Origin of the sequence: Flavobacterium ammonificans (assembly GCF_020886115.1) — a bacterium.
GTDB lineage: Bacteria > Bacteroidota > Bacteroidia > Flavobacteriales > Flavobacteriaceae > Flavobacterium > Flavobacterium ammonificans.
This window is the reverse complement of the sequence record NZ_AP025185.1, coordinates 50,785-74,667: the sequence shown is the minus strand read 5'-3', so window position 1 is coordinate 74,667 and position 23,883 is coordinate 50,785. Positions and strand designations below refer to the sequence as shown.

Sequence of the window (23,883 nt, the reverse complement as noted above, 5' to 3'; positions counted from 1 at the left end):
GAGGTTGGTATTTATTTACTTATTGTTGGCGGGTATTGGGATAGAATAGTAGTTACAAATTCTTTAATTCGTTGTTCCTTTTTTGGGCTATTCTTTGTTAATACGCCAGAACCTTCTCCTTGCCAAATCAATTCTTTTTTAGTAGCATCGATAAAATCGATATATAAGGTTCCTTCGGTAGAAGTAGATACTGCGGTTTGTTGACCACCCATCATGAATGGATTCCAACCCCAACCCCAGCCCCAACCCCAGCCAAGACCCCATCCCCAGCCAGTATTGAACTGATTTACATTTACCTGTTCACGAGACTTTGTGAATATAGAAATCAAAAGATCAGATGTTTCGCTTTTTACAAATCCTTTCTCAAGCATTTTTTCGTCAATAGCTCTTAAAATTCTTCGTTTGTCTAAATCAGAAATTTCTACTTTATCGATTCCTGGTTTGTAATAAGCGTAACTTTTGTATTTTGAAAAGTCAACATTGGTATCATAATCTGCACTAATACTTACCATAGGACCACAAGATACTATCGTAAAGAGGAGAAAAATCGAAAATAATCGTATTGTTTTCATAATTATATAATTTTTAATTATTAAATAATAATCAATTAATATGCCTAAAATTTATTTTTTCCGAATGGTGTTCGTTTTTTTATCAAACCCGTAAGGACAATGTCGACAACCGCTTTTGCAGCAATATCCACGTTTGAGATGGAATTTTTCCGTAAAACATTTATATCCTTCAGGGGTGTAATAGAAATCTTCTTCTGCTGTTAATTTATTTTCATTACTTTGCCTATCCATAAATCAATTGTATACAGTAATTAGTTTGTAAACAAATTTATAAATTAAATAGAGGTCATTGTAATTCTTACTAAATAATTAACATTTTATATTTCAATTTTTTTGAATCAATCTATTGCCATCGATTTACCAAACGGAATTTCTCTTGTTATGAAACGAGAAGATTTGATTCATCCATTTGTGTCAGGCAATAAATTCAGAAAATTAAAGTACAATTTGCTTCAAGCAAAAGCCGAAAGCCAAACGACACTATTAACTTTTGGAGGAGCTTATTCCAATCATATTGCGGCTGTCGCCTATGCAGGAAGAGAAAATGGATTTCAAACTATAGGAATCATTCGTGGGGATGAATTAGCAGACAAAATAGCGTCTAATCCTACGCTTAAATTTGCTCAAGAATGTGGAATGCAATTCGAATTTGTTTCCAGAGAGGACTATCGTTTGAAAACGGAAGCTGCTTTTTTGGAACAATTGAAGCTTAAATTCGAGTCATTTTATCTAATTCCTGAGGGAGGAACAAATGCACTTGCTATAAAAGGGTGTGAAGAGATATTGACTCAAGAAGATGGTATCTTTGATTATGTGGCTTGTGCCATTGGAACTGGCGGGACAATTTCGGGTATTATAAATAGTGCATTACCACATCAAAAAATTTTAGGATTTCCTGCGCTAAAAGGGGACTTTTTACAAGATGAAATTCGTAATTTTGTGCAAAATGAAAATTGGGAATTAATAACCGATTATCATTTTGGAGGATATGGAAAAGTAAATACGGTCTTGGTTGATTTTATTAACCGATTTTTAGAAAAAACTAAAATTCCTCTAGATCCGATTTACACCGGGAAAATGGTTTTTGGGATAGTGGATTTAATTGAGAAAAACTACTTTCCTAAAAATTCAAAAATTCTATTAATTCATACCGGAGGCCTGCAAGGGATTCAAGGCATGAATTTAAAATTAAAAAATAAAGGTGTACCAATACTACATACTCATGATTAAAAAAATAGCTCTTGTTTTCGTATTACTACTTTTGGTGGGTTGTCATGCTAAGAAATCGGTGATAGTCACTCAAAAAGACGATCGTTACAATTCGAATCGAAACAAAAAAACCACCGTATCAAAACCTACGAAACCCATTACGGTGAATGGAACGGTCAATGACTATATTGCCAATTACAAAGATGTAGCAATGAGCAATATGAAAAATTATGGTATTCCAGCGAGTATAATTCTAGCCCAAGGGATTTTGGAATCGGGTGCTGGGAAAAGCTCGCTAGCGGTAACTGCTAATAATCATTTTGGGATCAAATGCCATAATGATTGGAAAGGTGAAAGTGTATTGAAAGATGATGATGCGGCTCAGGAATGTTTTAGGAAATACAATGATCCTTCAGAATCCTTTAAAGATCATGCCACATTTTTAACAGGAAGAAATCGCTATGCTACTTTATTTGAATTGCCAAAAGATGATTATGAAGCTTGGGCAAAAGGATTGCGATTAGCAGGCTATGCCACTGACCCAAACTATCCTCAGAAGTTAATATCCTACATTGAAAGTTATGAGTTATACCAATTCGATAGTCAGGTTTTGGGCAAAAAATTTACTTTAAACAAAAAGAAAATGGAGTCGGCCCCCGTTGCTGATAGTCAAGCTCAAGGGGAGTACGAAGTACAAAAAGGAGATACTTTATTTTCTATTGCCAAGAAGTTTAATTTGGATGTAGAAACCGTAAAACAAAAAAATAACATAATCGATAACTCACTTTATGTGGGTCAAAAACTTCGATTAAAATAAATACAAAATTCAATAACAATGATATACCAAAGAAGCAGTCAGCTGTTTGCTGAAGCCGAAAAAGTAATTCCAGGAGGTGTAAACTCACCTGTGAGAGCATTTAAAGCGGTGGGAGGAACTCCTATTTTTGTAAAAAGTGCTAAAGGTGCCTATTTGTATGACGAAGACGGTAACCGATTAATTGATTATATCAATTCATGGGGACCAATGGTGTTGGGTCATGCATTTGAACCTGTAGTAGATGCAGTTGTGGCTAAAGCCAAATTGGGAACTTCGTTTGGTATGCCTACCGAATTAGAAACGCAAATTGCTGCTTTAGCGGTTTCGATGGTGCCGAATATTGATAAAATTCGTTTTGTAAATTCAGGAACGGAGGCCTGTATGAGTGCCATCCGATTAGCGCGTGGTTATACTAAAAGAGATAAAATTATCAAGTTTGCAGGTTGTTATCACGGTCATTCGGATTCGTTTTTAATTCAGGCAGGAAGTGGAGCCATTACTTTTGGTTCGCCCAATAGTCCTGGAGTAACCGAAGGTACAGCCAAAGATACTTTATTGGCTCGTTACAATGATTTAGAAAATGTAGCGACTTTAATTGAGGCCAATAAAAATGAAATTGCCGCCATTATTGTGGAGCCTGTTGCAGGAAATATGGGTTGTATTCCGCCACAAAAAGGATTTTTAGAAGGCTTACGCCAATTGTGTACTGAGAATGGCATTCAGTTGATTTTTGACGAAGTGATGACCGGCTTCCGTTTGGCAAAAGGCGGTGTGCAAGAATTGTATGGTATTCAAGCGGATATTGTTTGTTTCGGAAAAGTAATTGGAGGCGGTTTGCCAGTGGGAGCATTTGCAGCTCGATCTGAAATTATGAATCATTTAGCACCATTAGGTCCAGTCTATCAAGCCGGAACTTTGTCTGGAAATCCATTGGCTATGGCTGCTGGATTAGCGATGTTACAAGCTTTGAATAACGACCCTGCAATTTTTCAACGATTGGAAGAAAAGACCGCGTATTTAGCGGCAGGAATTGACCGTGTTTTAAAAGCGAATAATGTTGTTTTTACCATTAATAGAGTAGGTTCTATGATTTCGGTTCATTTTGATGCCAATCCTGTAGTTGATTTTCAATCAGCTGCCAAAGGAGATAATGATACCTTCAAGAAATTCTTCCATGGTTTGTTGCAAGAAGGAATTTATATTGCGCCATCTGCATACGAAACCTGGTTTATTACTGATGCGTTGACTTACGAAGATTTAGATGTTACGATTCAAGCCATTGAAAAAGTGTCTAAAACTTTTTAATTTTAAAAATGAAACCGCAGATTCGCAGATTATCATTAATCTGCGAATCTGCGGTTTTTTATTACATGCTAAAAAATAGCATTCTCAACTTTTTTTGAATTAATCCCTTTTTCATAATTTTATTACAATACTACTTTGGCAAATCTATTTCAAAAAATAGTAGGCAATAAATTAAAATATAAATGGATTATTGATTAATTTTGCATCGTGAAAAAAATGATATTCATAGTATTAATCGCCTTATTTCTAAAGCCAATTCTCCCGGTTGTAGATTATCTTATTAACTATGAATACATTAGCAAAGTACTTTGTGAAAACAAAGACAAACCCAAACTACAATGTAATGGTAAATGTCAATTAATGAAAGGATTGGCCAAAGCCATAGATACAGAAAATCCTGTTTCATCAGACAAAAAATCCTTTTCACCAATTCAAGAAGTCTTATTTTTTAATGACATTAAATCATATAACTTAGTTTCTTGTGATTGTTCTAAACAAAGTAAGAACAGATCGTCTTATTTAAATTTGTATTCCTATTTGAATGCAAATTCAGAATTTCACCCGCCCACAATCCTTTCTTAAATTATAGTTGGCATTGAGTTGCCATTCATTCGTTTTACTTACGAATGTAAATCAGTGTGTTCATTTTAGATTGATCTAAAACGAACAGACTGCTAGTATTTAGTATTTACATAAAATTTAAGAAATGAAATTTCAATTAAAAAATATCGCTGCGATTGTTGTAATCGCAATCAGTTTATTCTCTTGTTCTAATGATGACGAAGTAATTTCAGGAGAAGGTAATTTAAAATTAGAGTTTGATAACACTTACGGATCAGCAAATTTTGCCTTCAATACCGAATATACGAATTCTAATGGAGAGAAAGTTAAGGCAACACAATTAAAATACATTGTGAGTAATATCGTTTTGACAAAAGCTGATGGTACTACTTTTACCTATCCTAAATCAACTAGTTACTTTATTGTAGACGAAGCTACAACTGCAAGTCAAATTTTAAACTTGGCTAAAATTCCAGCAGCAGATTATAAAAGTGTAAAATTTGGAATAGGTGTAGATAGAGCACAGTGGGAGTTAGGTGCTACAGGACAAGGAGACTTTTTAGCAGCAGCCCAAACTGCGTCAATGATGTGGAATTGGACAGGTGGATATAAGTTTGTAAATTTTGAAGGAAATGCTACATCATCAACTTTAACTACTCCACGTAATTTTAGAGTGCATACTGGAAAAGTGGTAGTCAACAATGTTGAAACCTACAATTATGCTGAAATCACTATTCCATTTCCTAGCGTAGCCAAAGTTCGAACTACAATTACACCTCAAGTTCACATTTTGGCAGATGCTAAAAAAATAGTAGATGGTGAAAATAAAATTGCTGTAACAGCAGGAACTTCAGGAGATATTATGAGCGGTGATAGACTAGCTTTAATTACAGCTAACGTGTCTAAAATGTTCACTATTGATCACGTACATAACGATTAAATTCAATTAAAAAGCGGTTGGTACAACCACTGACCGCTTTTTTAAATCTTTTTAGAAATGAAAACAAAAATACTGTTGTTGCTCATTTTACCTCTGTTTTGGAATTGCAAGACGATCAAGACGATCTGTATCAAAACATTCCTTTGGAATTTAAAGTGTCTTCTAACTTTCCGCCATTAGCGTATAATTTGGCGAATAATCCACCCACTGAAAAAGGATTTGAATTGGGTAAAAAATTATTCTACGAAGGGCGATTGGCTTCTGATGGCACTGTTTCTTGTGGTTTTTGCCATATACAAGAAGATGCGTTTACGCACCATGGACACACTTTTAGTCATGGTGTAGATGATTTGGTTGGAACAAGAAACACCCCTTCTATCCAGAATTTAGGCTATCAAACTGCTTTTATGTGGGATGGTGCTGTGACTCATTTGGATTTGCAATCCATTTTGCCATTTACTAATCCTATAGAAATGAATGGCGATTTTAGTAAAGCCATTGCCATGATGAAAGGCGATGCCGAATATCAAAAGTTGTTTAAATTGGCTTTTGCCGATGGAGAAATCAATTCGGAAAACATGCTCAAAGCATTGGGGCAATTTATGTTGATGGTGACTTCATCCAATTCTCGTTTTGATAAATACCGACGCAATGAAGCGGGAGGTACAATGTCACAACAAGAATTAGAAGGATATGCCGTTTTTAATCAAAAATGTGCCAGTTGCCATGCTACGGATTTATTTACGGATTATTCGTTTCGAAATAATGGTTTGCCAGTAAATCCAGCCTTGAATGATGTAGGCCGATTTAGAGTAACCGAATTAGCCCAAGATTTGCACAAGTTCAAAGTGCCTAGTTTACGTAATGTCGAAAAAACAGCTCCGTACATGCACGACGGGCGATTGTATACTTTGGAAGCGGTTTTAGATCATTATAGTTCAGAGGTGGAAAATTCATCAACATTGGATCCTATTTTAAAACGGAATGGAATGTTAGGAATTGCATTAACTGCATCGGAGAAGTCACAACTAATAGCTTTTTTGAAAACCTTAACGGATACGCAGTATTTAACCGATAAACGATTTTCTGAATTTTAATTTATTTTAAAATGAAAAAAATAACCTTAGTATTGATAGTTCTTTTTCAATTGGCCAACGCCACCGAAAAAGACAGCTTACAGTTTAAAAATCCGTTTACAAAATTCCATAATTTTATGGAAGATGATTGTTATGCTTGTGGATGTTCTGCAAGTGGAGGCAGCATGGGTTTTGCTTCAATGTTGAATTCTAATTTTGTTGGGGTACGTTATTTCAATCAACAATACCAATCGACAGATGGTTTGTACAGCAATTCGCTTTGGTACAAAGAAAATTTCAATACCACTCAAGTTTGGGCTCGAATTCCCGTAAAGGAAAATGTGCAGCTTTCGGTTTTACTTCCCTATCATTCGCACAATAGAGACACTCCAGTAGGAGAGCAATCGATACGTGGTATTGGAGATATTACGTTATTAGCCATGTATCGTTTGTATCAAACCCATAAAGACAGCACCTATTTAGTTCACACTTGGCAATTGGGAGGCGGATTGAAACTACCCACAGGAAAATTTAACGAAAACAATTCAGGAGCAATTAACCCGAGTTTTCAAGTTGGAACTGGAAGTTGGGATTATCTTTTGGCTACAGAATATATCGTTAAAAGAAAACAATTTGGCTTGAATACCATGCTGAATTACGTGATTAAAACCGAAAATCAGAAAAACTACCGTTTTGGAAACCAATTGAATTATGCGACTACATTTTTCTATTTATACGAAAAAGAGGCCTTGTCTTTTGCGCCTCAATTGGGATTGGCTGGCGAAACGTATGAAAGCAATTACCAACACGGAATTCAATTAAAGGAAACTTCAGGCAATGCTTTGTTCGGTAAAATTGGTTTTGAAGTAGGACGAAATGCTTTTTCATTTGGCGCCAATGCCATGTTACCCATCAAACAAAATTTAACGGGCGGCAATGTGGAAGCCAATTACCGCTGGAGTATTAATTTGAATTATTCGTTGTAAAACTAATAAAGGAGCTTCATTGAAGCTCCTTTATTTAAATATTTATAGTATAATTTTACTTTACTATTTTAAATTTTCTTTAAAAAAAGCAGATAATTTTTCAAATGGAATTTTATCAAGTTTATCATATAAATCTACATGTCCTGAATTCTTAACTTTAAATAATTCTTTTGGTTCAGCTGCAGCATTATAAGCATCTTCTCCAAAATATTTTGAAAAAGCATTTTCGCCAACAATAATTAAAACTGGTCTGGGAGAGATTTCCTTGATGTTTGTTAAAAGAGGGAAATTCATAAAAGGGAATGCAGATGTATTTGCCCAGCTGCCATTTGAATTTATTGCTCTTTCATGAAATCCTCTTGGGGTTTTATAATATTGCCAATATTCGTTTGCGATTGGATTTGTTGGTTCAGGCTCATTTTTTGTGCTTGGTCTATAAGAAGTCCTTCCTGTTTCAGCATCATTCCATCTTTGAAGACTCATTCTTTCTAAGTTTTTTGTTCTATCCTCTAAGGTGCCTTTATCTTCCCATCCCTTTGACATAACTCTTGACATATCGTACATACTCGTTGTTGCAACTGCCTTAATTCGTTTGTCAACTGCAGCTGCACTCAAGCTAAAACCTCCGAAACCACATATTCCAATTATACCAATTTTATTGCGATCTACATTTTTTTGTAAGCCCAAAAAGTCAACTGCAGCACTGAAATCTTCAGTGTTGATGTCAGGAGATCCTATGTTTCGAGTTTCTCCTCCACTTTCACCCGTGAAAGAAGGGTCGAAAGCAATTACAATAAAACCACGTTCTGCCATTTGATTGGCATACAATCCAGATGATTGTTCTTTAACGGCTCCAAATGGTCCACTAATTGCTAAAGCTGAAAATTTTTCATTTTCTGAATTTTTTGGGATGTATAAATCTCCAGAAATTGTAATTCCATAACGGTTTTTAAAAGTTACTTTTTGCCTAAGAACTTTTTGGCTTAATTCAAAAGTATAATTATTTGTTTTTTCTAATTGGATAATTACGTCATTTTTAGATTGTGAAAATGTTTGTCCATATGTTAGTATAAATATGACTAGTGTAGTAATGATTTTTTTCATCTTTTTTTTATTTTAAATACTCTTCTTCAGTTACTTTTTCGTTCCATTCAACAATTCCTTTTTCTGTATTTGGAATTATATATAATTGTTGCATACCAGTCTCAGCACTTGCTCCGTGCCAGTGCTTAACATTGGGGGGACATTTTATAACATCTCCTTTTTTAATAATTTCAATGGATTTACCTTCTATTTGATGATAACCAATTCCATCAGTGATAATTAAAATTTGACCGGCTGGGTGGCTATGCCATTTTGTTCTGGCTTTAGGTTCAAAATACACATTTCCAACTAAAGTATTATAGATACTATCTTCATCAACGAGAGCTGTTGGATAGGCATTCCCAGTAAAAAAGTCATCAGTTCCTTTTTCTCCTTTAGGAAAAATAAAAGTCAATTCTGGTGTTTTGTTTTTCATATTATTTTGATTACGGTAAATTTTTTCTTTCAATTTACATTTTGTTAGAATAAAAAAATTATTTTGACAAAACTACATTGATGGTTTAAAATATTTTAAAAGCAATCAAATAGTAACTAACAGAAATCAAACATTTGATTGTCTGTGTTCTGTAGGTGTAACACCACTTATTTTTTTGAATAAAGAATTAAAATGGGAAGGGTATTCAAAACCAAGACTATAAGCAATTTCAGAAATGTTCCAATCAGTAAACTTTAACAGATTTTTAGCTTCGTTAACGATTCGTTCTGAAATATGATAAGTTGTAGATTTTCCGGTAATAGATTTAATAGAACGATTGAGATGGTTCACATGAATAGAAAGTGAATTTGCATAATCTTGAGGGGTTTTAAGATGCAATGGTCTTTCGGATGTTTCTATTGGAAATTGTCTTTCTAAAAGTTCCATAAAAACCGTTGTAATTCGAGTAGAAGCATTTTTATTTGAAGTAATTTCTTTTGCAGGATTTATTTTTAAAGCCTCGTGTATTAAAATTTGAATATAATTACGTAACAAATCTTTTTTATGATTGTAATCAGAATCTTGTTCAGTAATCATTCGTTGAAATAAATTACACAAAAATACTTTTTGATTCTCATTAACTGAAAAAATTGGAGTTCCACCAAGGTGAAATAACGGCGAATTTAGTAAACTCTCTGTTCTTTCATTTAGGCTTAAAAAATCTCTTGAAAAAATACACGCAAACCCGTAATTTTTTTTTGATTTTATTTCCCAAGCATAAGGTATATTAGGGTTACCAAAAAATAAAATTGCGCCATTAACTTCATAACTCCTATCGGCATAGTGCACCACATTGTGGCCAATATCAATACAAATTTTAAAAAACTCTTTACGATTGTAGGAACGAATAACATATTTTTCGCTTTCAATAGCAAATACTTTAAAGCCTTTTACTCTTAATTCACTGTTGAAATCAGAAAATCTATTTATGTTTGTCTTGTTCATATTAGGTTTTCAGCAAAAATATTTTGGTTGAAAAATTCAAATTAATTTATCCAATCAATTCCATTATTTTACTTTCGCCAGCAACACTTACTTTGATCAGTTTGTGTTGAGATAAACCTTTAGTAGCAGCATCCCATTTTTTACCGCTCAATTCTGATTTGGCTTTCAATGCACCCAAATCCATTTGGTTGTTGTTCGCTTTTAATAAATCAACGATTAATTTTTCTTCATCAGTCAATTCGATTTGAACTTGTTTTTTCTCTGGTCGCATTTGCGGGAAGAACAACACTTCTTGAATCGACGCATTGTTCGTTAAGAACATCATCAATCGATCCATCCCAATTCCTAATCCAGAAGTGGGTGGCATTCCGTATTCCAAAGCTCTTAAGAAATCTTCGTCGATAACACCATTCGCTTCATCGTCACCTTTTTCAGCCAAACGCATTTGGTCTTCAAAACGTTCTCTTTGGTCAATTGGGTCGTTCAATTCAGAATAGGCATTGGCAACCTCTTTTCCACACACCATCAATTCAAAACGTTCAGTCAGTTCTGGATTGTCGCGGTGTTGTTTACAAAGCGGACTCATTTCTTTTGGATAATCCGTGATGAAAGTTGGCTGAATATAATTTCCTTCGCATTTAGCGCCAAAAATTTCGTCAATCAATTTTCCTTTACCCATGGTTTCGTCCACGTCAATTCCCATGCCTTTAGCAGCTGCAAACAATTCCGCTTCTGATTTGCCAGAAATATCAAAACCGGTAAAGTGTTTGATAGCATCAGTCATAGTCACTCTTGCATACGGCGCTTTGAAATTGATTTTGTGTTCGCCAAAAGTCACTTCACTTGTTCCGTTAACCCCAATAGCACAGTGCTCTAGCAGGTTTTCGGTAAAGTTCATCATCCAGTTGTAGTCTTTGTAGGCTACATATATTTCCATAGCGGTAAATTCTGGGTTGTGTGTTCTGTCCATTCCTTCGTTACGGAAGTTTTTCGAGAACTCATACACCCCTTCAAATCCACCCACAATCAATCTTTTTAAATACAATTCATTCGCAATACGCATGTACAAAGGAATGTCAAGCGAGTTGTGGTGCGTGATAAAAGGTCTAGCTGCAGCACCACCCGGAATCGGTTGTAAAACCGGCGTTTCCACTTCCAAATACCCCTTGTCGTTAAAAAACGAACGCATGGAGTTGAACAATTTAGTTCTTTTGATAAAAGTATCTTTCACATGGTCGTTCACCGTTAAATCCACATAACGACGACGGTATCTTTGTTCAGGATCAGCAAAGGCATCGTGGATTTTTCCATCGGCATCCATTTTTACAACTGGAAGTGGTTTCAAGGCTTTCGCCAAAACCGTTAATCCGTAAACATGAACGGAAATTTCGCCTACTTGTGTTTTGAAAACCGTTCCGCGAACCCCAATAAAATCGCCAATGTCCAATAGTTTTTTGAAAACCACATTGTACATCGTTTTTTCTTCATCATCCGAAATGTCATCTCTCGAAACATAGACTTGAATACGTCCTTCAGCATCTTTCAATTCTGCAAACGATGCCTTTCCCATGATGCGTTTCCCCATCAATCGTCCCGCTAAAACCACTTCTTTACCTTCGTATTTCTCAAAGTTGGCTAGGATTTCGCTCGAATAAGCGGTGGTGGTAAACTCGGCTGCTGGATAAGGCTCAATACCTAAATTGCGTAATTCGGTAAGTGCTTCTCTACGTAAAATTTCTTGTTCGGATAATGCCATTGTATTCTGATTTTAAGAGCGCAAAGATAGTTAAATTTAAAAATGTAGCAATTTCAATATTTGAAAATGATTTTGGTTTTTTTAAGAGCAGCCATTTTCGGTTTTTCATCCCGTTTTGTCCTGCTATCCGCTCTATCTTTTTAGTTCTGCTGGCTGAGGTTCTCGAAGCCAGCACAACAAAAAAGGATGCCGCTTCTCACGAAGCTTCGGGAAGGGCTAGAAAAGGCGATTTTGTTTTCAAAACCTATAAAACCTTTTGTATATTTGAAAAGCCCAAAACCCAAAACCCAAATCAAAATGAAAAAAATCTTTTTTGCTTTCTCAATTATCATTTTTCAAAGTTGTCAAGTTACCGAAACAATTCACTTACATACTGATGGAAGTGGAAGTATTCTGCTTGAAATGTTACGAGATGAACAATCGTATCAGTTTATTGCAGGCGAAAATTATTCTAAAGAGGAAGAATATCAAGATGCGACTTATATATTTCAAGATTATGCCAAGAAATATCGAGAAACCTTTGCAAAATTAACACCTTTTGAAAAATCGGTTTACGAAAAGCACTTTCCAGTTGAGGTCAAGATCAAGAAAAGTTCCTATGAAAAAGAGTTTCGTACTCAGATTTCGCAGCAATTCAAAACTATTTCGGATGTCGCCGATTTGTATAAAACAGAAAATTATGCCGATAACATTCAAAATAATTATGCTTTAAGTGCCGAAGAACATTATTATTCAGTTGCATTCTCATTTGATGGAACCCGATTTCATCGCATCGTCAAAATAACTGATCCTGTTGAACTCAAAAAACAGCAGGACGAGTTGGCTACTATCAAGGAGCGTATTTCTAAATTTCCATTGAAACAAAGCTTTGAGTTGAGGTATTATTTTCCAAAACCAATTCAATCCGTTTCTAATCCTAAAGCTAGCATTAGTGCTGACAAAAAATCTTTAGTATTGACGTTTTCTCTTATTGAAGCCGTAACCAATCCCGAAAGCACTAATTTGGAAGTCATTTTACAATAGACTTATTTCTGAGAAAAGTATATCTATAAAACTTTGTACCTTTGGCACACAAACAAAAAAAGGAACGACTAAAGATGTTTTCGTGCCGGGCAATGACAAATGAACAAACAAATCCAATTATACGATTTAGGGAACAAAGATTACAAGGCCACTTGGGAATACCAAGAGGAATTGTTCAAAGGTATTGTCGATCTTAAAATCCAAAATAGAAAAGACGAAACCAGTTTACCTATACCTAACTATTTGCTTTTTGTAGAACATCCGCATGTGTATACTTTAGGAAAAAGTGGCGATTTGAGTAATTTGTTACTTTCGGAAAAACAATTGGAAGCCAAAGGGGCTACCTTTTATAAAATCAATCGAGGAGGAGATATTACCTACCATGGTCCAGGACAAATAGTTGGCTATCCAATCTTGGATTTGGAAAATTTCTTTACCGATATTCATAAATACTTGCGATTATTGGAAGAAGCCATTATTTTAACCTTAGCCGAATACGGTTTGAATTCTACCAGAAGCGAAGGCGAAACTGGAGTTTGGTTGGGAGTTGGAACACCTTTTGCTCGAAAAATTTGCGCTATGGGTGTTCGCGCGTCTCGTTGGGTTACTATGCACGGATTTGCGTTAAATGTCAATGCTGATTTGGGGTATTTTGACAATATCATTCCCTGTGGTATTCGCGGCAAAGCAGTAACTTCATTGAACGTCGAATTAGGAGTTGAAAGAGTAGATGAAAACGAGGTGAAAGCTAAAATTCTTAATCATTTTACTCAATTGTTTGAATGTTCGCTTATTAGATCATAAGATCAATAGATAATTAGAAAGTTAGATTTTTAGATTATAAGATTCCTATTAAAATCTAAAGATCTAATAAGTCTAAAACTCTATATTTCCAGTTTCAACTGTTCTGGCAACAATCTAAAACTCATACGGTGGTATTTGGTTACCCCAAATTTTCGTATCGCTTCTCTGTGTTCTTGAGTGGGATAACCTTTATTTTGTTTCCAATTGTACATTGGAAATTCTTCATGAATTTTGTTCATATATTCATCTCGGTAGGTTTTGGCTAGGACCGAAGCTGCGGCAATACTCATGAATTTTGCATCCCCTTTTACAATACAACTGTGCGGAATATCTAAAACAGGTTTAAACCGATTCCCATCTACAATAATGTAATCAGGTTTTGGATTCAATTTCAAAATACTTTCTTGCATGGCTTTGATAGAAGCATTTAGAATGTTGATTTCGTCAATTACTACAGGTTCTAAATGAGTTACTGCAAAAGAAACGGCTTGTTCCTCTATAATAGGACGTAATTGTTCTCTAGCTTTTTCAGACAATTGCTTACTATCGTTGAGGATTTTAATTTCAAAATTTTCTGGTAAAATAACGGCAGCAGCAGTTACAGGTCCTGCAAGGCAGCCACGACCCGCTTCATCAGTACCGGATTCAATTGAAAAATGGGAGAATTGTAGTTGTAACATCTAACTAAATTTAAGTGATAAAATTAAGTAAAAATAATTGTATTAATATTTAAAAAATATTTTGGATTTAAAATTGGATTTAATGCATTTTAATTTTGTAAACACTTGTTAAATGTGATTTTATTTTTATAATTATTTGTTAATTAAGAAATAATTAAGATATTTGTTTAAACTAATTCAAAATTAATTGTATTATGAAATTTAAAATCAAGTGGATTTACACGCTTTTATTGGCGTTATCTATGCAGTTTTCTTTTGCTCAAGAGAAAACAGTTTCTGGGGTTGTTTCAGATGGAACAGGACCCATTCCTGGAGCTAACGTAATTGTTAGAGGAACAAAAAATGGTGTTCAAACTGATTTTGATGGTAAGTATGCTATCAAAGCTAAAGTTGGGGATGTTTTATTAATTACTTATGTTGGAATGAATGAATCAAGGGTAACCGTTGGTGCTTCCAATACAATTAATGTAAAACTTCAAAGCGGAGTAAGTTTGAAAGAGGTTGTTGTTCAAGGGTATAGAACTATAACTAAAAAGCAAGCGGTAGTATCTGATGCTACAGTTTCAAGTAAAACTATTGAAAACAGACCTAACGCGAATGTTATGAACACGCTACAAGGTCAGTTAGCGGGTGTTAACATTACAGCTTCTACAGGTCAGCCTGGAGCTAAATCAACAGTTATTATTAGAGGGGTTGGTACTATTACAGGTAACTCAGACCCATTGTACGTGATTGATGGTTTTCCATCTAATAGTGATAACTTTAGATCTATTAACCCCAATGATATCGAGTCTACTTCTGTATTGAAAGATGCGGCTGCTCTTGCTGAATATGGTAACAGAGGTGCTAATGGAGTTATTGTTATTAAAACTAAAAAAGCTCAATTTGGAGAGTCTAAAACTACATTTAGATACAGTTCTCAATATGGTGTTGGAGAGCTTCAATTGCCAAAATACCAATATGCAACGTCAAAAGAGTTGTTGCAAATTGAGAAAAACTTCGGTTCAGGTAGAGGTGCTACTTTAACTGATGCTCAAATTAATGCATTCGATATTGATACGGATTGGGTAAATTATTTCTTTAGACAATCTACTACTACATCACACAACTTAAGTGTAGAAAATAGCAGTAAAAATGTATCTTCGTTTACTTCATTTGGATATTTCGAACAAGATGGTATCTTAGAAACTACAGGTTTACAAAGATTCACTTTGAGAAACAATATCAATGGTAAATCAACTAATGAGAAGTTTAAATACCAAGTGAACAGCTCATTCGGTTTCAGTAAAAACAATGAGGCTACCAACTTAGGTGAAGGTGCTATTAATAGAAACTATGTTTTAGGTGCTTTTATTTCAGCTCCTTATGTGCCGTTAAGTGTGTATACTGGTCCAAGATCTGCATTAAACTATTACAATACAACTCCTGGACTTTTGGCTACTCCAATTATGTTGGTTGATAAATTACAACAGTATGCAAATCAAACTGACGAAGTTCGTGTTGATGTTGCTTCTGATTTTTCTTACGATTTAGCCGAAGATTTAGTAATTCGTACCAGATTGAATGGTCAATTGCTAGATACTAGATTTTTTCAAAATGAATTTGCAGGTTCATTTAATGGATTATTATTCCAAGCTGCTGGACAAGATTTTACCGGTTTCGAAGATATAAACCAAAGAAGAGAATGGTATTTTAACAACCTATGGCAAATAAATTATGGTAAAAAGTACAAAGAACATACTTTTAATGTAAACGCCAACATGGAGTACAATCATTCACGTTTGTACACAAATAACTTCAGACAAAGAGGTTTAATTCAAGGAATTAATGTGCCGAACACGGGTGCTGGATATGCAGCAGATACTGGGACTAATGATTTTTATGTGCCTACAATATCCGCATCGAATTTGAGAAATGATTTAATTTCTTATTTTGGTTCTTTTGATTATGATTTCAAAAGCAAGTATGGAGTAGTTGCTACAATAAGAAGAGATGGTTCTTCTCGTTTTATTGACGAAAAGCAATGGGGTAACTTCTGGTCAGTAGGAGGTAGATGGAATATAGATGAAGAATCGTTTATGGATAATTTAACTTTTATTGATGTTTTGAAATTAAGAGGTTCTTATGGAACTGTTGGTAATCAAAGAGTAGTAGGTGGTACTGTTTTTGCAGGTATCGTTCCTCCAGCTTTTGCTGATATTTATTCTATTTCAAACAATACTTATAATGGTGGTACAGGTTACGGAATTAGTTTTGGTTTCCCTGAATTACAGTGGGAGATTACTACTCAATGGAACTCTGGTTTGGATTTTGAGTTATTTAAAGGAAGGCTTAGAGGAACTGTTGATTATTACAGCAGAGCTACATCAAAACAGTTTTTAAGTAATCCAGTTTCATCTACTTCTGGAACTTCAACTTTGACACAAAACGTTGATGTAACCGTTACTAATAAGGGTCTTGAATTGAACTTAGCTTATGATTTGATCAGAAATCCTGAAAATGATATGCGATTGACTATTAGAGCTAATGGTTCAAAAAACACCAATCTTGTAAGTGATATTCCTGGTACAGGTGAAATTTTCGCTGGAGGTGGTTTATATGTTTCAAAAAATGGAGGTAGTATTAACGAGCCTTTTGTATACAATTACTTGGGAGTTAATCCTGCAAACGGTAGATTGTTGTTTGAAAATGCTGCTGGTTTACCAACTGAAACTCCGGTACAAGCGGATAAAAAAGCAGCTGGAGTAAATAATATTCCAGTATACCAAGGAGGTTTTGGTTTCGACTTTAGTTATAAAGGGTTTTATGCATCCACTTTGTTTACCTATGCTTTCGAAGTATATCGTTTTGACAGTGATTTAAGTACTCAATACAGTACAGGTAACATAGGTCAATTTAGAGTATCTCCGGATATGTTGAATGCTTGGACTCCAACAAATACTAATACAGATGTGCCTTCTCTTAGAGCTAGTAACTTAGGATTGTCTGGAGAGTCTAATCGTTTTTTACAAGATGCATCATACATTAGAATGCGTAACATTCAGATTGGATACAATGTTCCTCAAAAGTTCTTGAAAAATACTTTTATGACTGCACTTTCTTTTTCACTTCAGGGTGAGAACTTATTAACTTTTACTAAATGGCAAGGTTTTGATGTAGAAAGTAGTAGAACATTAGATGTTTATCAATACCCAACACCTAGATTATACACTTTAGGTGTAGATATTAAATTTTAATAATAGAAATTATGAAAAAAATATTTGGAATTTTGTTAGCATCATCGATGCTATTTGCTTCTTGTTCGGAAGAACTTTTGGAGCCTTTTACTCCTGGATCACTTACTGAGGATGTAGCAATACAAAAAAGTAGTGATTTAGTTAATTTAGTTAATTCTTCAATGAATATTTTAACTAATAGAACAGAGTATGTATTTAGTTCAGTATTCACAGATGAGGCAGCACCTGGATCTCAAAATGGAGGTCAAGGTATTACTTCTGATTATATCTTTTTGATGAACGTGGATAATGGTTCTGCTGCTGCAATCTGGCAAACGCAATATTTTGCACTAGCACGATTGAACAGAGTTATAGCTTTTGCTGATAAAGTAATTGCTACCAATGCTGCAGATCAGCAAATTATTAATAGAGCAAAGGCTGAAGCTTTAGTTTTAAGAGCGTTAGCTCATATTAAAATTGTATCTTATTTTTCTCCAAACCCTAAAGATGATGCATCTTTAGCAGGAGTTTTAGCGGATAAAATTATTGCAACTACAGAAAAACCAGTACGTGTTACTAATGCTGCTTTTTATAGATCAATTCACGCAGATTTAGATGCTGCTATTACAATTTTTAATTCTAATACGGCTACTTATGCTGCTGCAAGTAGAACATTTTATCCTTCTAGAGCTTTAGCGCAAGCATTAAAAGCACGTGCTTTTGCATTGAAAGGGGATTACACCAATGCTGAAGTTTTTGCTAATACTGTGATTAATTCTTCTGGAATTTCTTTAGCGACTACTCAGGCACAATATGATGCCGTTTTTCATACTCATAATGAGTCACCAAACACAGAAGTTATATTTAGATTGAAAAGAACTGTTCAACAAAATGCTCAAGCAAGTAATTTGAACAATGGTTGGGTTTCTGTTGCTAATAGAGTGAATGGTTCTCCTTTTTATGAGGTGAGTAGAGCGTTATATAATAAACTAGTTGAAGTACCAGGTGATTTTAGATTAAATACTACGGTTCATTTAACAGGTACAAGTCCTTCGCTTATTAATCCTAATTATGCTACTGCTACAGATGTTAGAAACACTGATATCATTGTATTACATAAACATGGAGGTCAAGCTGCAGTAACAGCAACCAACGGTTATAATCCTGATTTTATGGTAGCTAGGCTTTCTGAAATGTATTTCATTAGAGCTGAAGCTAGAGTAGCTGCAGGAGATTTAGCGGGCGCTGCAACTGCTATAAAAACTATTAGAGATGCGCGTTTTGCTACACCTCAACCAGCACCTGTTTATGCTTCTGCACAAGCAGCTTGGAAAGGAATTCTTGATGAAAGAAGATTGGAATTGTCTTTTGAAGGGTTCAGATTTATTGATTTGAAACGTATTGGTACTTTAGCTGGTGCAGGACTTGATAGAGATGCTTCAGAGTACGCTTCTAGTTCATGGTCTTTCCCTGCGGCTAACCCAAGTAATTTACCTTTAACTAGCACTAAATTTGCTTTGCCAGTTCCGCAAGTAGAAATAGTTGGTAATCCTGCAATACAACAAAATCCAGGTTACTAATAATTTAACATTATTTTTATGTATAACAGCAGTAAGCGAAAGTTTACTGCTGTTTTTTTTATGTAAATAGTTAAATATCAGTTAATTTTTAAAATTCCGTATTTTTAAATTATAAGTAATTTGCTGTTTTTTTTGTTAAATATTTAGTTTAATTTATATATGTGCTTTGTTTATTGCATTTTATTCCACATATTTGTGCATATTAATTAAATTAACTTAACTATGAGATTAAAAATCAAATGGATTTACACGCTTTTATTAGCGATGGTAATGCAGTTTTCTTTTGCACAAGAGAAAACAGTTTCAGGAGTTGTTTCTGATGCTTCGGGCCCTATTCCAGGCGCTAACGTTGTCGTTAAAGGAACAAAAAATGGTGTTCAAACTGATTTTGATGGTAAATATGCCATTAAAGCTAAGGTTGGAGATGTATTAGTAATCACTTTTGTGGGAATGCAAGATGCAACTGCTAAAGTAGGAGCTTCTAATACCATCAATGTAAAATTGCAAGGAGGAAATACTTTAGATGAAGTTGTTGTTGTGGGGTATGGTACTCAGAAAAAACGCGATGTGAATGGTGCTATTTCAAAAATTACCGGTGCTGCTATTAAAGATATTCCTGTTCAAAGTTTTGATCAGGCACTTTCTGGTGCAGCAGCAGGGGTTAATATTTCTCAACCTAATGGAGTTTTGGGTAACCAAGCCGTTATTAGAATTCGTGGAGTTAACTCAATTAATTTAAGTTCGTATCCTTTAATTGTTGTTGACGGAGTTCCTTCTTTCAACGGAGACAACTTAAATCAAAATAATGCTAATAATAATCCATTGGCTAATATTAACCAAGCGGATATTGAAAGTATTGAAGTATTGAAAGATGCTTCATCTGCAGCTATCTATGGTTCTCGTGCTGCAGCTGGGGTTATATTGATTACTACTAAAAAAGGTAAAGCGGGTAAATTCTCTGTAAACTTCGATACTAATGTGAGTTTTACTAAGCCATTTAATTTAATTGATGTTTTAGATGCACAACAATTTACAGATATCAAAAATGAAGGGTTAAGAAATGCTGGTACTCCAGCTAATGGTACAACAAGAGGTTTTTACACCATGAACGATGCTAATGGCAAATTAGTAGACACTAATTGGTATGATTTAATTTATCGTACTGGAGTTGCTACTAATCATAACATAAGTATTTCTGGTGGAACAGAAACTACTAAGTATTTTCTTTCTGCTGGACAGTTAGAGCAAGAGGGAATGTTTAGAAATAATGACTTTAGACGTCAAACGGCTCGTTTTACTATAGATCAAAAAGTAACGAGTTGGTTAACTTTAGGTGGAACGATGAATTATACAAATTCTCGTAATAACGGATTAAGTACGGGTTCTACTTTCGGGACTAATTTTTCTTCTTCTGGAGCAGCACGTTTGGCTTTTGCTCAAGCACCAAACGTTGGTCCGTTTAATGCAGATGGTAGTTATAATTTGAATGCTACTGCAATTGGTCAAGGAAATAACAAAACAGCTCTTCAGTGGGTTAATCCACAATATATTTTAGATACTAATACCTTTGTCTCTCAAAATGATCAGATTGCATCTAATTTTTATGTTAATCTAAAGTTGGCTAAAGGATTGAACTTTAAATCATTGTATGGAATTGATAATTTAATTGCAGAGAATAGGGATTTCTTAGGTCCATTAAATGGAGATGGACAATCTTTAGGTGGAGCTGCAACAAATACTATGAATCGCTATACAAGAAAAAACATTCAAAATGTGTTAGACTACAACGCTGATTTTTCTGAGAATCATGGTTTAAGTGCTTTAGTAGGTTCAGAAAGACAATATACTAATGTTAATGCATGGGGAGCCTCAAGGCGAGGAGTTTCTGATCCTTTCTTTAATGAGTACCAAGGAAATTATAGTACAATAGTTTCTGCAGGAAATTTATTGACAGAGAATTATCTAGAGTCATATTTTGGTCGTATTAATTACGATTTCAAGAAAAAATATTTTGCTTCTGTTAACGCAAGACGCGATGGATATTCAGCTTTTGCTCCAGACCAAAAATGGGGTAATTTCTGGGGAGCTTCTTTGGGATGGAATATTGTTGAAGAAGGTTTCTTTAAAAATTTAGTAAGTCCTGAGGTTGTTAATCAATTAAAGTTACGTGCTAGCTATGGTGTTGTGGGTAATAATCAAGGATTAAATGATTTTGCTGCTAGTAGTTTTTATGATGCAGGTGTGAACAATGCAAGTGGGACTTTATTTTTTAATAGAGCAGGTAATCGAAATTTAACTTGGGAGACTAGTAATAAATTAGATCTAGGTTTGAACTTTGGATTGTTCAACGATGTTATTTCAGGAGAGTTTGGTTACTATAAGAATGATATTGATGGTTTGATTTTAAGTGTACCTCAATCTCCTTCAGCTGGTATTCCAGGTAGTTCTATTTTATCTAATGTTGGAAGCATGAGAAATACTGGTTATGAATTGACTTTAAATGCTAAAATATTAGAAAAAGGGAGTTTCAAGTGGAATGCAAGCTTTAACATTACTACACAAGAGAATGTAGTTACTGCGCTAGATGCTAACAATTCTGATATTATTGTAGCTACTCAATTGGAAAATACTAATATTATTAGAGTGGGTGAGTCTATAGGTAATTTCTTCATTGTTCAAACTGGTGGAGTAAATCCAGCTAATGGTAGAAGAATATTCTTCCATGGTGATGGAACGGCTGTACAATACGATCATTCTGCTCCAACTGCAACAAGATGGACTAAAGTTAGTGATGGAACTCCTACTAGAGCAGCAAACCAAGCTTTAGATGCAAAAGTGATGGGGCCAGCCTTACCAACATTCTTTGGAGGATTAAATAATACTTTTTCTTACAAAGGTTTTGATTTGAATGTAAATGTATATTTTTCAGGAGGAAACTATGTGTATAATGGTACTAGAGCAGGATTGTTAGATCAGCGTGTTTGGAATAACTCAGTTGAAGCAATGACACGTTGGCAAAATCCTGGTGATGTGACTGCTGTTCCAAGAATTGTATGGGGAGATAATGTTTCTAATGGTTCGTCAATGCCAATTTCGGATAATTTAGAAAAAGGTGATTTTCTTAAATTTAGAAATATCGCTTTAGGATACAGTCTTTCTAAGAGTTTGTTAGATAAAATGGGTTTAACTAATTTTAGATTTTATGTAAGCGCTCAAAATGCATTTACAATCACTAATTATTCAGGATTTGATCCAGAGATTTCATCGAATGGAAATGCAAATGGTTCTCCAAGTGTAGATAGAAACTCTGCTCCGATGGCAAGAACTATTTCATTTGGTTTAAATTTAGGTTTATAATTTTAAAAATATACAAGTATGAAAAATTTATGTTTACTAATAATGGCATCTTTGGTTATTATTTCTTGTAGCGATACTGAAGCATTAAATCCGGTTAATCAAACTAGGATTAGTGATGCTAATGCCTTTGCAACACCAGAAAGAATAGAGCAATTAGTATTAGGTGCTTATTCTGGTGTGAAGGTTGGAAACTTTTACGGTGGTCGTTTTATGAATTACCAAGATGTACGTGGGCCAGAGTTTCTTAATGAAAGAAACAATGGAGTTACTAATCTATTTACCTGGAATTTTGGAGTTCAGTCTGCAACTAATGAAGTTCAGAACTTATGGTCTGCTGCTTACACTGCTATTAACAGATGTAATATACTAATAGAAGGAGTTAAAACAGCCCCAGTTTCTGACGCATTGAAAGCTAGATATACAGCCGAAGCACAATTTTTAAGAGCGTTGTCTTATTATTCTTTAGTGACTTTGTATGCTCAGCCATATACATTAAACAATGGAACATCCTTAGGTTTACCATTAAGGTTGAAACCAGAGACTAGTGGTGGTAACAATGATTTAGTTAGATCAACAGTAGCAGATGTATATAAGCAAGTAATTGAAGATTTGAATGCAGCTGAGGCTAATTTGCCTTTGACAAATTCTAACGCTTTAAATAATACTACAAGAGCTCATAGAAATACAGCAATAGCTTTAAAGACTAGAGTATATTTGAGTATGGGTAAATATCCAGAAGTAATTACTGAAGCAAATAAAATTGTTTCTACTTCGGCTCCATTCTCAGCACCAACAGGAGTTGCTAATGCATTAGCTTCTTCCATAGCTACTATTTTCGGCAAATCTACTACTGCAGAAAATATTTTTTCTTTTCCTTACAGTGCAAATGATGTTCCTGGAACTCAAAACAGTTTAGTTTTTTACTACAATGCAAGTGCTGTAGGTGGACAGGAGTATTCATTAAATCCTTCTGGGATTATTGCTAACACAGATTGGAAATCAACGGATGCTAGAAGAACTTTTAATGTAGTGACTGGTGGTAAAGCTTATGTTCATAAATGGACTGCTCCTCAAACTGATCCTGATTTTGTTCCTGTGATTCGTTATGCTGAAGTACTTTTGAATTTATCAGAAGCAATTGCTAGAAGTACTAATTCAGTTGACGCTAGAGCTGTAGCCTTATTGAATGCTGTAAGAGGTAGATCGGATGCTACAACAGTTTTTACAACTTCTTCTTTTGCAACTGCACAGAATTTGATTGATCAAGTTTTAACTGAAAGAAGAATTGAATTATTGGCTGAAGGTTTTAGTTCTCCAGATATCATGAGATTGGGTCAAAATTTCCCAGCAAAAGGATTAGCTCCAGCCGTATCAAAAACAGATACTCAATATTTATGGCCAATACCATTAAATGAATTATTGTATAATAAATTGGCTGTTCAGAATCCAGGACACTAATTATTATTTTTTTAATTATA

At 34.6% G+C, this 23,883-nt stretch carries 20 protein-coding genes; 13 read left to right on the top strand and 7 right to left on the bottom strand.

The genetic code is table 11. The annotated features are described in order from the left end of the window. Nucleotides 1–11: 11 nt before the first annotated feature. Together LPC20_RS00325 and LPC20_RS00320 are read right to left on the bottom strand one after the other, a co-directional pair. Nucleotides 12–572 carry a DUF4136 domain-containing protein gene (locus LPC20_RS00325; RefSeq protein ID WP_229325366.1) on the bottom strand — a complete coding sequence of 187 codons (561 nt, stop codon included), beginning with the start codon at nucleotides 570–572 and terminating at the stop codon, nucleotides 12–14. A 51-nt stretch (nucleotides 573–623) separates the two neighbouring features. Beyond that, on the bottom strand, nucleotides 624–803 hold the full coding sequence (locus tag LPC20_RS00320) for a C1orf53 family protein (RefSeq protein WP_229325364.1): 180 nt from the start codon (nucleotides 801–803) through the stop codon (nucleotides 624–626). Nucleotides 804–905: 102 nt separating this feature from the next. Here LPC20_RS00320 and LPC20_RS00315 point away from each other — a divergent pair, with 102 nt between their 5' ends. The 7 genes from LPC20_RS00315 (at nucleotide 906) to LPC20_RS00285 (ending at nucleotide 7,466) form a co-directional block, all read left to right on the top strand. Continuing rightward, the gene (locus LPC20_RS00315) at nucleotides 906–1,802 is read left to right on the top strand and encodes a 1-aminocyclopropane-1-carboxylate deaminase/D-cysteine desulfhydrase (RefSeq protein WP_229325362.1); all 897 of its coding nucleotides are present in this window, start codon (nucleotides 906–908) and stop codon (nucleotides 1,800–1,802) included. Then, entirely contained in the window at nucleotides 1,795–2,598 is an 804-nt protein-coding gene (locus LPC20_RS00310) for a glucosaminidase domain-containing protein (RefSeq protein ID WP_229325360.1), read from the top strand. Before LPC20_RS00315 ends, LPC20_RS00310 begins: the two co-directional genes overlap by 8 nt. Before the next feature lie 18 nt (nucleotides 2,599–2,616). Then, the gene (gene hemL, locus LPC20_RS00305) at nucleotides 2,617–3,903 is read left to right on the top strand and encodes a glutamate-1-semialdehyde 2,1-aminomutase (protein WP_229325358.1); all 1,287 of its coding nucleotides are present in this window, start codon (nucleotides 2,617–2,619) and stop codon (nucleotides 3,901–3,903) included. 216 nt (nucleotides 3,904–4,119) lie between these two features. Continuing rightward, nucleotides 4,120–4,485 carry a hypothetical protein gene (locus tag LPC20_RS00300; RefSeq protein ID WP_229325356.1) on the top strand — a complete coding sequence of 122 codons (366 nt, stop codon included), beginning with the start codon at nucleotides 4,120–4,122 and terminating at the stop codon, nucleotides 4,483–4,485. A 124-nt stretch (nucleotides 4,486–4,609) separates the two neighbouring features. Beyond that, nucleotides 4,610–5,404: an MbnP family protein gene (locus LPC20_RS00295; protein ID WP_229325354.1), complete on the top strand. Its 795-nt coding sequence runs from the start codon at nucleotides 4,610–4,612 to the stop codon at nucleotides 5,402–5,404. 17 nt (nucleotides 5,405–5,421) lie between these two features. Then, nucleotides 5,422–6,501, top strand: a complete 1,080-nt coding sequence (locus LPC20_RS00290) for a cytochrome-c peroxidase (protein WP_338083180.1) — start codon at nucleotides 5,422–5,424, stop codon at nucleotides 6,499–6,501. 11 nt (nucleotides 6,502–6,512) lie between these two features. Then, entirely contained in the window at nucleotides 6,513–7,466 is a 954-nt protein-coding gene (locus LPC20_RS00285) for a transporter (protein ID WP_229325352.1), read from the top strand. Between the two features lie 63 nt (nucleotides 7,467–7,529). On the opposite strand, the gene LPC20_RS00280 is transcribed toward LPC20_RS00285, so the two are convergent. From LPC20_RS00280 to lysS, 4 genes are all read right to left on the bottom strand, one after another. After that, on the bottom strand, nucleotides 7,530–8,570 hold the full coding sequence (locus tag LPC20_RS00280) for an alpha/beta hydrolase (RefSeq protein WP_229325350.1): 1,041 nt from the start codon (nucleotides 8,568–8,570) through the stop codon (nucleotides 7,530–7,532). A 7-nt stretch (nucleotides 8,571–8,577) separates the two neighbouring features. After that, nucleotides 8,578–8,985, bottom strand: coding sequence for a cupin domain-containing protein (locus tag LPC20_RS00275; RefSeq protein WP_229325347.1), 408 nt, complete (start codon nucleotides 8,983–8,985; stop codon nucleotides 8,578–8,580). Nucleotides 8,986–9,111: 126 nt separating this feature from the next. Continuing rightward, a complete protein-coding gene (locus LPC20_RS00270; protein WP_229325345.1) occupies nucleotides 9,112–9,990 on the bottom strand; it encodes a helix-turn-helix domain-containing protein in 879 nt (292 codons plus the stop codon). Between the two features lie 46 nt (nucleotides 9,991–10,036). Continuing rightward, nucleotides 10,037–11,746 carry a lysine--tRNA ligase gene (lysS, locus tag LPC20_RS00265; RefSeq protein WP_229325344.1) on the bottom strand — a complete coding sequence of 570 codons (1,710 nt, stop codon included), beginning with the start codon at nucleotides 11,744–11,746 and terminating at the stop codon, nucleotides 10,037–10,039. 297 nt (nucleotides 11,747–12,043) lie between these two features. Between lysS and LPC20_RS00260 the strand changes: the two genes are divergently transcribed. Together LPC20_RS00260 and lipB are read left to right on the top strand one after the other, a co-directional pair. Beyond that, nucleotides 12,044–12,769, top strand: coding sequence for a hypothetical protein (locus LPC20_RS00260; RefSeq protein WP_229325342.1), 726 nt, complete (start codon nucleotides 12,044–12,046; stop codon nucleotides 12,767–12,769). Nucleotides 12,770–12,868: 99 nt separating this feature from the next. Next, nucleotides 12,869–13,573: a lipoyl(octanoyl) transferase LipB gene (gene lipB / locus LPC20_RS00255; RefSeq protein ID WP_229325340.1), complete on the top strand. Its 705-nt coding sequence runs from the start codon at nucleotides 12,869–12,871 to the stop codon at nucleotides 13,571–13,573. 80 nt (nucleotides 13,574–13,653) lie between these two features. Here lipB and LPC20_RS00250 read toward each other — a convergent pair whose 3' ends face one another. Further along, a complete protein-coding gene (locus LPC20_RS00250) occupies nucleotides 13,654–14,253 on the bottom strand; it encodes a ribonuclease HII (RefSeq protein WP_229325338.1) in 600 nt (199 codons plus the stop codon). 194 nt (nucleotides 14,254–14,447) lie between these two features. On the opposite strand from LPC20_RS00250, the gene LPC20_RS00245 reads away from it, so the two are divergent. The 4 genes from LPC20_RS00245 to LPC20_RS00230 all read left to right on the top strand — a co-directional run bounded on the left by LPC20_RS00245 (nucleotide 14,448) and on the right by LPC20_RS00230 (nucleotide 23,863). Continuing rightward, nucleotides 14,448–17,489 (top strand): SusC/RagA family TonB-linked outer membrane protein, encoded by a 3,042-nt coding sequence (locus LPC20_RS00245; RefSeq protein WP_229325336.1) that lies wholly within the window; start codon nucleotides 14,448–14,450, stop codon nucleotides 17,487–17,489. Nucleotides 17,490–17,500: 11 nt separating this feature from the next. Then, nucleotides 17,501–19,048: a RagB/SusD family nutrient uptake outer membrane protein gene (locus tag LPC20_RS00240; RefSeq protein WP_229325334.1), complete on the top strand. Its 1,548-nt coding sequence runs from the start codon at nucleotides 17,501–17,503 to the stop codon at nucleotides 19,046–19,048. Between the two features lie 222 nt (nucleotides 19,049–19,270). Continuing rightward, nucleotides 19,271–22,405, top strand: a complete 3,135-nt coding sequence (locus tag LPC20_RS00235) for a SusC/RagA family TonB-linked outer membrane protein (RefSeq protein WP_229325332.1) — start codon at nucleotides 19,271–19,273, stop codon at nucleotides 22,403–22,405. 18 nt (nucleotides 22,406–22,423) lie between these two features. Beyond that, on the top strand, nucleotides 22,424–23,863 hold the full coding sequence (locus LPC20_RS00230; RefSeq protein WP_229325330.1) for a RagB/SusD family nutrient uptake outer membrane protein: 1,440 nt from the start codon (nucleotides 22,424–22,426) through the stop codon (nucleotides 23,861–23,863). Nucleotides 23,864–23,883 lie beyond the last annotated feature (20 nt).